We start from the raw sequence: 12,408 nt of genomic DNA on the forward strand, positions 1-12,408 counted from the left end.
CAATGACGGGATTTCCACCGGAAGTTATTAACGGATTTGCAAGAGGGGTGTCCGGCCTCTTTGCCCAGGCGGCGAAGGGCGAGGACAGCGCATCCCTCCGATTCGCGGCCCAACGGCCATATGAGCGAATTCTCGCAGGATTCTTGACGCCCGTGGACACTGACCTCTTGACCGGGCCGGGGCAAGTTCCTGACGATACCAATTACGAGCAGACGAACTTGGGATTTGAATGGTGCCTTCCGTTGGATCGTATCAAGCAAAGCGATCGATTGTTAGTCGGGGTCAGCTTGTCAGGATATGTACGATCACTTCCAAGTTTCGCCGAAGCAAGTCAGGACGCAAGGTTCCGGCAAGGCGCGTGGAGGGTTGGTGAGTGTTGGCAGAGAGTTTCGCTGTCCGACGTCGACGCTCCGGCGCTGAAAGCGGAAATTGACGTTGCGGGGCTGGTGAAGGCGGGCCTCGTGGAGATTGACCTGTCGGATCAGCTGGTCGCAGCGTGGCGGGCTCGCGCCGCGAGCATCGGAGGGCTTTATCCGGGGCGCGTCCCGCTCGATCTTCATCCACCGGATATTGCTGACGAGGCGTCCTATCAAGCGTGGGTTAGTCAGTCTCTCGCGGGAAAAGCCGCCGCGGCTCCACTATGGCGACCCAAGCTGGACCTGCGGGTGTTTCCGTCTCCGACTGAGCACAACGCCGTCCGGGTCCTCTTGCGTGTTGTCAATTTGTCTGAACCAGCGACACAAACAAACTCGGCGTATTGGGATCCTCGCCTCTACTCGGTTGCGGTTGCTGCGACGATTCCCGCGCACGCGCATCGCGACACCGAGTTTCGTATTCTCCCGGACAGCTACCGCTACAATCGAGCCGTGCCGCTGATCGGAATCAATTGTCAGCCGCGTATGACACGCTCGGCTACACTACTCCAGGTTCAGACGGAGGCCGTTCCGATCGTCGGCGGGCAGCGGCTGATGCCACGCGAGATTGTCGGTGGCGCACCGCTGTTCGCCGCACTGGCTCTAGCCGACTGCGGCCTTCCTACGCTGGAAGCAATCCAGGCGGACATGCGGGCGTATGATGCGAACGTGTGGCAACAAAAGGTCGAATCCTTTCCCGATGGCCGCGAGCGACAAGACGCGGAACGCGATCGCGAGCAGTTTCGAAGTGAGTTGCGATCGTTTGAGTCCGGCCTATCGCTCCTGCGGTTAGGTGGGGAGGTTGCGACTGCATTCCGGCTGATGAACGAAACGATGAGTCGGCTGGGGCGCGGGCGCCGGCGCACATTTGACCGGTGGCATCTATTCCAAATCGTCTATATCGTCGGGATGCTTCCGTCACTGATTGAGGGATCAGAGGAGTGGAAGGTAGGACAGGGAAGGCTGAACCTCCTTTGGTTTCCGGCAGGCGGAGGGAAGACTGAGGCATTCCTTGGGTTGATACTGTGGCAGGTGTTCCGCGACCGCCTGCGAGGGAAAGCGTTCGGGATCACCGCCTTCCTGCGCTATCCGCTTAGGCTGCTCACGTATCAGCAGCTACAACGTATCTGTCGCGCTTTAGGTAAGGCTGAGCTGGTGCGACGGGAGGCCGGGATCACCGGCGATCCATTCAGTGTCGGCTACCTGGTCGGCGAGACAACAACGCCAAATAGGATTTCGGATGAGCTTCACCAAAAGCTCCGATCCGGAGTTCCGGTTGACTGGCAACGGGTATTCGCGTGTCCCACATGTGATTCGCGCACCGTGTTGCTCCGATACAACGAATCCCTCCGACTGGTCGAACATTTCTGCGATGCTGCGGGATGTGCTGCGGGTAAGAAGCGCCTGCCGTTGTATATCTGTGATGATGACCTATATCGGTACTTGCCCACAGTGGTTGTCTCCACAGTCGATAAGCTCGCGGGCCTCGGCCAGAATCGGCGCTTCGCACAACTGTTTGGTCGGATCGACATGTGTTGCCCGACGCATGGAGCAGCGTTTGGCGGAAGTAACGGGACGCTTTGCGAAGCCTCACGTGAGCTAGGTGCCGGACGGACGGCGGACACGTGTGGCGGCCTTCCTTTGCTGAAGAGCCCGTTCAAGCACCTCAGTCCTAGCTTGCACATTCAAGACGAGCTTCACTTGTTGAGGGAGGCGTTGGCAACATTCGACGCACATTACGAAACGGCCGCAATGGCAGTGCAGCGTGAGTTGTCTTCCAGCAAGAGTCATTGGACACTCATCGGCTCGACGGCGACAATCGAGGGTTATCGCGAGCAAGCGAGACATCTGTACCTATCTGACGCGGTACGATTTCCAAGCCCAGGCCCGGAGGCGTACGAAAGTTTCTATTACACGGCCGATCCGACGCGTCTGGGTAGAATGTTTGTGGGGCTATTAGGTGTCGGCAGAACGCACACGCCGACAGTGGCGCGAACGATTGGACTACTTCATACCCTCGTCGAACAGATTCGTGCCGATTGTTCGCGAGACCCCGACGCCGTACGCAGCAGGCTCGGCATGGCTAATGCGATGACCCAAAATCTGATCGATCTCTGTTTTCACTACGAAGTTGTGCTGACTTATGTTCTTACCCGGAAGGGCGGGGATCAGGTTGGCGAGGCGATCGACTCGCGGGTGCGAAGCGAAATCGAGACCCTAGGGGGGGCGGAGCTCCGAGTTGAGTCATTCAACGGGAGCGTTGACATGCCACGGATGATCGGAACCATGGAGGAGATCGAGGACAGTAGCCCGGATACTCCGCTGGGGGAACGGATTCGAGGCGTTGTTGCGACAAACATCATCAGCCACGGTGTAGACATCGACCGCTTCAACCTCATGGTGTTTGCGGGCCTGCCCAGGCAGTTTGCCGAGTACATCCAAGCGTCGGCCCGTGTTGGCAGGCAATTGCCGGGCATTGCGGTATTGGTCGTAACCCCTCAGGCAGAGAGAGATCGAAGCGTTCTTGATCGGTTCGACAAGTGTCATGAGTATGTTGACCGCCTTGTCGAGCCGGTGCCAATCAACCGGTGGTCTGAGCCCGCGCTCGCTCTCACGCTACGGGGAGTGCTCGCGGCGTACTTGATGGGGGTGGCCTCTCATCGCTTGGGTCGCGAGGTGTACCTCGTTCGACACGTGCGCGACAACTTTGGCCAGCCGGGATACGAGGCTCTTTCCGAAGACGCCGTGCTTCGCTGGGTCGTGGAAGCGATCGGAGCGCAATCCGATGATGCGCCCCCAGGGTTCGCAGAGGCCGCTCGACTGTTGACTGCCCGACTGTACGGGGGGGTCACCGGTGCATCCGCCGACCATGATAAGCAACCGTTGAATTCTCATTTGGAAGCGATGCGAAGCCTCCGTGATATCGACGAGCCGGGATATATCCGTCTGCCCAGTCAAGATGCGTCGGACCTGCGTAGGATGGGGATCTGACTATGACTACGCCACCTGTTGATATGGTGAGAAGCGTCTCGCAGCTCCTATACACATACTTACCCGATAAGACGGTTAACTGGGAGGATGGAGCCGGCATTGTTCGCCTCGGGGCGCCGCGGCTCGATAGCGCATGGCCCTTGTCGCGGGCTCGGTTCGTTTTGACGGAAGTAAGTGCATATCTCGATCGTTGGCGCCAGCGCGGCGGAGAAGTTGATCGGCGGTTTCCGCCAACTTCCTCGGTCGATCGATTCACAGTGGGAACGCCTCGGGGAATTGTGTCCGCATTGCTGGATACCGCTGTATTCTGTCGTGTGTGCCACGGGTTCTTTCCCAAGAAGCCACGGCCTCACGGCAACCAGTTGATTTGTCCGTCTTGCAAGAGGCCGCAGACGTTGCGCCAAGTCGGATTCATTTTCGTTCACGGCTGCGGAGAAAGTGTGCCAATCGGAGATGCGATTCCGATTGAGAGCAAGAACCATCCAGGCACAATTTTTTGGGCGAAGACCAGGTGTCCGACCTGTCCGGACGGCGGAGTGCTCCGAATCGACGATCGAGCTGACCGCCTATCGGCCCTCAAGATTTCGTGCGAGCGCTGTAAGTCAATTGTTGTTGATCGGCTTCTGGCGCGCTGTCCTCGATGCTTTCCGCGGATTTTCAAAGAGGCGCAAGCGTCCGGACAGTCGGGAGGGCAGCTGGCGTTTCGCTCCGCAATGCGGATTACTCGACACTCGGCAAACAACGCATACTACCCTCATACAATTAATATTCTTCGCCTAGATCGACCGCTTGTCGTGCAGGGTTCCCCCGAACAGCGGTGGCTAGACTCGCTCTTGCCCCAAGATGAGCGTACGAGTCGAGTCGGCTCGGCTCAGACGATCAGCGAATTGGTTGAGCGACTTCGTGAGGGTGAGCGGGCCGGTGACCAGGCCGCCGTTGCAGCCGCTCATCTTGCCATCGCTGCGGCAGTGGCGCCACAAGCACCGAGTACCACGTCACAGGGCTATCAGGGCCCGGCCCTGTGCCCGGATGTTGTTCAATCTGTTCGCGAATGCGTCGCGTTGCTCTCTACTGTTCGGCGACATCCCGTCACGAACGTGGCAACAGGCTTCGGAAACGCGATTCCCCTCGAAACCACTCGTCGGCTTGGACTTGGCCGAATCGATGTTGTCGCGGACCTCCCTGTCGTCTCTGCTGTTTTTGGGTATTCCCGTAGGTCCGCTGATCCGACCTATAAGGAGGAAAATGCGGCTGGGGACTTCGCGACAAGCATTCGACCGTTTCCCGTTCTTGATCAAGATGCGGCCAGAAGTCTCGGCAGCGCCCTAGGAGAAAACACCGTCCCAATTCTGGCGAGGGAGGCGTTACATGAGGGCATAGCGTTGTTTCTTGATCCCGCTGCTGTCATCAAGTGGCTTCAGGTCCAGGGAGTAACGCTGGTTGGCGATAGCTCTGAGGAACAGCTAGCTACACTGTTGGGACTGCTCGAGCCGGTTGATCGTTTGTATGACAACATTTGGGAACTTCCTGTCCGCAGGCTTGTATGGGGGCTGTTGCATAGCGTGTCCCACTGCGCCTTGAAGGCACTGAGCCGCGTAGCTGGCATAGAGGCAACGGGCCTCGCTGAATACCTCTTCGTTCCACTTCTCGGAACTGTGGTGTATTCCACCGCGACAATGCAGCTCGGTGGAGTTCACACAGTCGCCAATCATCGGCTGAGCGAATTCCTCGACACAATACGGGAGGAAGCAGAACGATGTTTGTACGACCCTGATTGCCTTCACCGGGAGTCGGCTTGCCATGGCTGTATACACGTCCCTGAAATTGCCTGTCGGGCTTTCAATCATGGACTAGCCCGATCGTTCCTCGTCGGTGGCCGTTCGCCATGGGTTCCTGCCGCTGATCAAACGAGGACCGTCGGGTTCTGGGAAGTCACGGCACCGGGATGAAATCGCGGCCCGTTGACGATGTGTGGTTCGAATATCACGATGCATGTTTGGCGCATCCAACTGCTGTCGCGACGATTGAGCAAGCGCTGGCAGAATCCGAACAGCTCCAGATCTCCGTTCGAGAGATAGCCAGTCAGCTGGCTGGAACTGGCATTACGTACGATCAGGTAGCGCGGACTCTCGCAGCGATAGGACGGCTCGGAGCACTGCTCCCAATCTCCGAGGCAAACTATCGTCGGATTCCAGACGCCGATGCGAAAACGCGGCCTGAGCGGCACGCGGCTGTGAGAGCTATTGGCTGGGCGACTCGCGACCTAGGTAGAGCCATCGAATGTGACTTACTCGTGGCGATGCCTGCTGACGCCGCGGGCTATGTTGGTTCGGACTTCAGTCGACACTTCTACGATCTTCGGACGACGGTAAGGACGCTTGTGGCGGAGGCGTCGAAACGGGTGATACTCGCGGCGCCGTATTGGGATGAGCAAGTCGCATCAGACTTGGCGGACCTCCTAGAACGGCGCCTTCGAGCCGGAGTTAGAGTCGCCGTTCTTGCACGGCGTCCCCAGGCAGGAACTACAAACGAGCGGGCCTTGGCGATCCTGCGCGCCGCTCTTGCCGACTCGCCAGGCTCCGAGGTCCGGATTCTGGAACGAGCATCGAAGGTCGACCCGTTCGGCGCGTCAACGTTTCATTTCAAGGTCGCATGTGCGGACTCGCGCCGCGCCTATCTTGGCTCCGCCAATTTCAACACCGCTGGGCTCAATTCACGTTGGGAACTTGGCGTGCTCCTTGGGCCGAGAAACGCCGGCGTTCTTGCGCAGTGCCTCGAAGGGCTGTGGTCTGCGGCGTCGGCGCAATGAGCAGAGACGTCAATGAAAGCTAACGGCACTCGGCGTGAGCGCGGAGCATATTATACGCCAGCATGGGTGGCGAACGCTCTCGCACTTTGGGCGATCAGATCCCACCGTGACAAGGTTTTGGATCCAGCGGCGGGGAACGGCGATCTGCTTCTCGCGGCGGCCGATCGAATTGCAGCGCTGGGGGGCATTCCGACGACGCAGTTGTTCGGGGCAGAGCTACATGGGCCGACTGTGAACCGCCTTAGGAAACGTCTTGCTGGCATCGCCTCGGCAACCAACCTTTTGCACGGCGATTTCTTCGCGGTCGCTGACGGATTGGGGAGTTGCGATGCAATCGTTGCGAATCCCCCTTACGTGCGTCATCATGACATTCCGGTTCGGCGAATGTCCAGTATGCGTGCTTCCCTCAATGGGAATGCCCAAGTTGTCGAAGGCAAGGCGTCGGCCTGGGCTTACTTTGTCGCGCACGCTCCGACACTCCTGAGGGCTGGCGGTCGGGCGGCGTTTGTGCTCCCCGCCGAAGTGTTGAGCGCCGACTACTCAACGGCAATCGTCCAGTATCTCGCGACGAAGTTCAACAGCGTTCAGCTCGTCTATTGCAATGGCGACGTATTTCCCCGACTGAATCAAAAGATTGTGCTGTGTCTTGCGGACGGCTACCGCGCCGACAAGCGTAGCGAATGTACCCCTCAGTGGACCCAGGTCGATGCGCGTGCGCCAACACGTCAGAGCGACATTGTGCCGTGGAGCACCGCGACATGGGGCGACGTGCCAGGCGGCTGGCGGTTGCCGCGATTGCTCGCCTCTCCCGGGGCGATCAAATTGAACGAATTGCTTTCTCGACGCGCTGGGGTCAGGGTGCTCGGCGAAATCGCGTCCGTTGGAATTGGTTACGTGACTGGCGGCAACGAGTTCTTTCACCTCAGTGAATCCGACCGGCAGCGCCATGGCCTCCACGCGAGGCATCTCACGAAAGCGCTTCCGAGTTCAGGAGATGCACGTGGGGCCAGTTTTGGGGAAAGCGACTGGGAGCATCTTAGGGCGAGCGGGCGGCCATGTTGGCTGCTCACACCGAAACACACTCGAGATGTGGCGGTACAGCGGATTCTTAGGAAAGGCCGGTTGGCGAAGGTGCACAGAGGCTATAAGTGCGAGAATCGTGAAAACTGGTGGAAGGTGCCGCTTAGGGCGCCCGCGCCGGCATTCATGGGGTACACTGGATCCATGCCGACAATCCGCGAGAATGGCGCAGGTGTGGCCGTCTCAAACTCACTCTTTGAATTGAGCGCCTTGGAGGACGTCTCCGCGCGCTCGCTAGCACTCGGCTCGATAACATCCGTATTCCAGCTAAGTGCCCTTTTGAACGCGCGTGTACTTGGGGGAGGGCTGAGGAAGCTAGAGCCGTCCGACGTGTCTCGGGCGAGTATCCCGGTCGCAGAAGTCACAAGCAAGGATTTTCGCCGTGTGGATGCTCTACTCAGAAGTGGGAATGCGACGGCTGCACGCCTTTTGGCCGACCAAATTGTTTTGAAAGGGGCGCTTGGCTGGACTGACGCCGCTATCGCCGACCTCCAAGACGCAGGTAGAGATTAGGAAGTGGGCCCGCTACGAATTCCTACCTCATCGCGGCTCGAATTCGTCCGCCAGTAAGCCGGACCAATCCGCGCTCTCGAACTGACGAAAGATCATATACGAACCCCTGCCATCCCGCTCGCTTCGCGCCCGGGGACAGCGGTTTTCGAGGAATGAACATCTCTGGGTGCTGAAGATCGGCGGGTAGGTAATAGATCACGTAGTCGCGATTGCCAGCGAGTAGGACCAGAAACAACGGGAAATAGATGCCCATCTCCATCCGGGCTCGTTGGACGCTCCATGCAGCGCCAAGGACACGCGATGGCACTCGTTCCGCGTCGGCGACGGTAGAGGTCTTCACTTGTGCCAAATACCCGCAAAAATCACATATCACGTCTGCACACTTGAAGTTGACCGGAAGCCGCTTCAAGCAGCTCGACCTCTTGCAATGCGGGCAGCTGCACCGAGTCGTGGTGAGGCGCTCGCCGAGTTCTCCCAAGTCTTGCTTCGCTGTGGCCATTTGTCGTCCTCGTAATATCGATCCCCATCGTCACAGTATCGGGCGGAGTCAAGAGCGACGGCACCGTGGGGCCGACGGAATGCGCAACGACCTTAACTCGGCCCCTGGTTGCGTGTCAGGGGGAGAATCGGCATCGATACCGTCGGTCCCTATGCCGGTGCGCCTTAGGGGAATTTCCTCACGTTCACATACAATCTGTAATGTCCGCACGGCCGCAGCAGGCATTCGATGACCCACAATTACACGACGGATCGCGGTAGGAATTGGGAACCATTCGAGCGGCGTTAGTAATCGGGCCTCCTGCTCATACGACCATTCGTTGTACTTGGAGGCCAGGATTTCGGTCGCCGCGACTTCCGGATCGAAGGGGCGGTCATGTTTACGTTAGCGAACACACCGCGATAGGTGACCTGCTTAAGCTCTGGCAAGTCGGCCGGAAGGTCGATCTCAATCGCGAGGCCAGAGAACCCCGAAGCATAGTGCGCCCAGGGAAGGTGCGAATTGAAGGTCCTCGAAAACGCACAAATCCGAATACGCCTTTTGTGTTTGATGATTTCGGACACCTCGTCCGCTCGATCGCGAAGCTCGTTGCCTTGGAAGGATGACGTGAACGCGCACTCCATCGGGTCGTTGAGGTCTGCCCAATCTGAGCAGTAAACTCTTCTTGATAGGATGATGTCGACCGCGAACGTAGTTGAGAGATGGGTCGGAACTTAGACAATAGCATTGGCCGATTCCTTTGCCCCGATGCCGCCGTTTCCGGCGCAATGGTTTCGCGTGTCAGGCCTGTACTGCGAGGTACGCCGAGCGTATGGCGTCCAGGTTGCGGTCTCGGGCGAGTTCACAGGCGAGCCGCACCTCATAAAATGTGCGTGGGAATTCGAACCAACAGAATGCGGGCTCTATATCATCGAGCAAAGCGAAGTCTCCTGCCGCTTGACCGTACCGATACCAACCAGACGAGAATACCTCAAACGTGGTACCCCAAAGTCCAAAGTGTGTCACAGTCAGGCAAGTCCCCCGCCGTCCGGCGTGGGCGATTGCAAACCCAAACCTGCCGTAGTCAAATTCGGATGACACTCGCGCCCCAATGTCGCGCAGACACGACGTTAGGGAGCGCCGTGCCTCCTGCTCGTCAACGAAGTTGGCGGCTGCTGCAGCGATTAGGAAGAGCTTAATGGTCCAGCCATCGAATGTATGAACGCCAGCGAATTGTTCGCGCCGCGGTGCGACGTCAATGGACGATGGACTACTCATGAATGTCGCCGAGGATCGGCCGTACAATCACTTCATCAACAACGGCTTGCTCACTTAGTTCTGGAATCGTCGCGACGATAATGGCGATGTCATGCGGATCGAGCAGGCGATTGGGTGCGAGGTCGACCCCCGCCCACATGTCGGTAAGAGTGCCCCCCGGTGACACGAAGCTCACTCCGATCCGCGAGCCCTGCAATTCGTGCCTGAGGTTCTGTGCAAAGCCTCGGAGCGCCCATTTTGCAATTCCGTAGGTGGGTACCAGCGGGTAGGGTTCATAGGCGGCGGTCGACCCGATGATGATGATTCGAGGTTTTGTTCCGCGGGACAAGCTTGGCAGAAGGGCTTTCACGAGGAAGACATTCGCGTCGAGGTTAACTGCCATATTCCTTCGAAAGGTGTTTTCGTCAACGGCACTCAATGATTCCTCGATAAAAATGCCTGCGCCAAGTACCAGCAGGTCCAGCGACGCGGAGTCGCTGGCAAACGCCTCCGATACAGAATCCGCCGCTGCCGCACCGGCTCCAAGATCTACGGCAAACGTTCCGACTGCATTGGCGAAGTCCGCTTTGGCCGCCGCCAGGTGCTCAGGATCTTGTGCAACTAGGAAGAGTTGCCAGTTGCGTGCATACAGCTCAGTTGCGATTGCTTTGCCGATTCCCCGGGAGCCACCGGTAACTAGGGCAGTTCTCATTTAGTCCTCTATGTCTTGGATTGAGCTAGAATCCGCCGTCGCACGAACGGCATCGCGAATTGTAGCAGTCGGTCCCTAATCTGTGCGTTCTTCCAGTCACTGCCACTCACAATTGCACGACAGGATGCGGCACCGCACATACACATCGATCGAAGTATCCATGTGTCATCGAGTTCCCAGTATGCGTAATCGACAGTGACTTCCTCGCCGACGGTGAGGTCGCGTGCGGCAACAACGGTGACTGCATCGAGAAAACCTGCGCTTGGGTCACACGAATGGTTCAGGTAGTCGGACAGATCCCTCTGGAGCCCGGCCAGTTGACACAGTACGACGCTTTCCGCCACGCCGACGGATGTGGATCGGAGCACGCGGGGATCAGAGTGGGAGCGGTGGTCCAGTAGATAGCCACCCAATCGAAGGATATGCCCTCCCGCAGGAATCGGCTGGTCCACGACGATGCCGGCGCCGTGAATTCCCGAGCTACTGAGGCGCACCGACGGAGCGAACCAAGGTTCGAGGTCCGGGATGTCCGGTAATGTCTGGGGTGTCATATGAGCGGCACGGGATCCGGGAGGCCGTCGAGCATGAGCTTGGTCAGATCGAGGACATATGTTTCGAGGGCCGGTCGGTCGGTTGCAGAATGATCAATAAGCCAACTCGCAACGTAGATGTTTACCATGATCCCACGCATGATCGCCCAGAGCTCGGGCAACGGAATCGCGGTCGGCGTTCCATCAATCGCCGCGACATAGAGCTCCGCAGGGACTTCTTCGCACTTGTCGAGGGCGACGCAGTCAAGATCAGGCTGGAGGTACTCGAATTGGACTCGCTTCAGGTCAATCCCAAGCGAGCGCGCATGATGCCGAAACAGTCGTCCTTTGGCGTGGGTCACCTTGACATCTGTGTTCGTCAATTCGAACGCGACCCAACGGACCGGGCCATCGCTACGGGCAACCTTGGCCATTGCGGCGAGAAGTAGCCTCATCGCTCGTCTCTCAACTGACGCAACTCCGGGCTGTACCGCGACGTACGCGATGAACAAGACGCTAGCCGATGCCACGAAGATCGCCTTGGCCATCCCAACCACTTCGCCTTGATAGCGCGCGGCGAGGAGCAGGTGCATCACTTCGGGCAGATCACTCCTGCGGTCAAGATTGAAAAGATCCTGCCCGGATGTCACGCAGTCACGCGCGCCGTTCAGGCAATGGGTTAGGTATTCCGGGGAAACGCGTTCGTTCGCTTCGATGCGCTGTAGATACAGCGAGTGAATCTCGTCAACCAGTGCTCGTTGCGGCCTACAGATATACGTCACGGTAATTCGCCGCTTCATCCTGTCGTACAGAAGCGTGGCAAGCACGGTGGCTATTAGTGCGAATACGGCCGCTGCCGCCGGCGTCCAGAGATAGCGATCAACCAATGTTGCGATTGAGGTTGTGTCTCGAGGGCCTTTTGCAGGCTGCCGAGGTTGAGATACCGAAGGAGCTTGTAGAACACCGATCGCCGTCGGCCTAGCAACTGAGGTGCGCAGCGGCAACGCCTCGGCTCTGATAGAAGCGCATGAGACGAGGCAAACAATGAAGGCTACGGTTGCAGCTCTTGCACGCATGCGATCAGCTACACCTCGTCCGATGGTCGCCTGGGCAAGCTCGCCCACCGGTGTGACGGTTCTGAACGATCTGCATGTGGAGATGGCCGGAATAATACTCTATCGTCAGGGGCGCCGGCTGCGATGCTGTGCGTTTGTCTAGCGAACGAACTATGCGAATAGCCGACGCCCAAAGAGCGCCGGGACAGGCGATCGATTCGGCGAGCCCAGGATTCGATCTTGAGCGGTTCAATCTGATCCTCCGTCGGGCCGGCATTCAATCCGTGAGTCGCAGGTAGCCCGATCCGCGCAGAGTGTGCGGATTGGCGTGAGGTCGCCGGGAGTGGCCAAAGGTGGTCAACTGAGTCTCACGCTAAGCGGTCGTGAGGTCGAGGAGTGGCCAAATGCAGTGGCCAAATAGCCCAATAGGGTCCGATCCCACGAAAAAGCGATCCGGGCCGATCACGCGAACTGTCAATGAGTTAGCGGTTTTTTCGCGGGATTCGGACCCCCACAAAATCGAGCTGATAAGCGTGAGGTCGGAGGTTCAACTTGACCCAAGGTCGGCCG

The 12,408-nt window shown here is 58.4% G+C and carries 5 protein-coding genes; 3 read left to right on the forward strand and 2 right to left on the reverse strand.

All coding sequences use genetic code 11. The features are described 5' to 3' along the window. Positions 1–2: 2 nt before the first annotated feature. The 3 genes from VGM20_04950 to VGM20_04960 all read left to right on the forward strand — a co-directional run bounded on the left by VGM20_04950 (position 3) and on the right by VGM20_04960 (position 7,806). Positions 3–3,404: a DEAD/DEAH box helicase family protein gene (locus VGM20_04950; protein ID HEY4100209.1), complete on the forward strand. Its 3,402-nt coding sequence runs from the start codon at positions 3–5 to the stop codon at positions 3,402–3,404. 2,299 nt (positions 3,405–5,703) lie between these two features. Continuing rightward, positions 5,704–6,213 (forward strand): phospholipase D-like domain-containing protein, encoded by a 510-nt coding sequence (locus tag VGM20_04955; protein ID HEY4100210.1) that lies wholly within the window; start codon positions 5,704–5,706, stop codon positions 6,211–6,213. 12 nt (positions 6,214–6,225) lie between these two features. Beyond that, the gene (locus VGM20_04960; GenBank protein ID HEY4100211.1) at positions 6,226–7,806 is read left to right on the forward strand and encodes an N-6 DNA methylase; all 1,581 of its coding nucleotides are present in this window, start codon (positions 6,226–6,228) and stop codon (positions 7,804–7,806) included. A gap of 1,748 nt (positions 7,807–9,554) precedes the next feature. Here the strand turns inward: VGM20_04960 and VGM20_04965 are convergent. Together VGM20_04965 and VGM20_04970 are read right to left on the reverse strand one after the other, a co-directional pair. Further along, a complete protein-coding gene (locus VGM20_04965) occupies positions 9,555–10,253 on the reverse strand; it encodes an SDR family oxidoreductase (protein HEY4100212.1) in 699 nt (232 codons plus the stop codon). Between the two features lie 547 nt (positions 10,254–10,800). Beyond that, positions 10,801–11,670: a hypothetical protein gene (locus VGM20_04970; GenBank protein HEY4100213.1), complete on the reverse strand. Its 870-nt coding sequence runs from the start codon at positions 11,668–11,670 to the stop codon at positions 10,801–10,803. Between the last annotated feature and the right edge of the window lie 738 nt (positions 11,671–12,408).

Source organism: Gemmatimonadales bacterium (assembly GCA_036500345.1).
In the GTDB taxonomy this organism is placed as follows: Bacteria; Gemmatimonadota; Gemmatimonadetes; order Gemmatimonadales; family GWC2-71-9; genus Palsa-1233.

Coding starts and splice junctions, on each gene's coding strand:
- VGM20_04950 (HEY4100209.1), top strand. CDS start 3: ATGACGGGATTTCCACCGGAAGTTATTAACGGATTTGCAAGAGGGGTG.
- VGM20_04955 (HEY4100210.1), top strand. CDS start 5,704: ATGCCTGCTGACGCCGCGGGCTATGTTGGTTCGGACTTCAGTCGACAC.
- VGM20_04965 (HEY4100212.1), bottom strand. CDS start 10,253: ATGAGAACTGCCCTAGTTACCGGTGGCTCCCGGGGAATCGGCAAAGCA.
- VGM20_04960 (HEY4100211.1), top strand. CDS start 6,226: ATGAAAGCTAACGGCACTCGGCGTGAGCGCGGAGCATATTATACGCCA.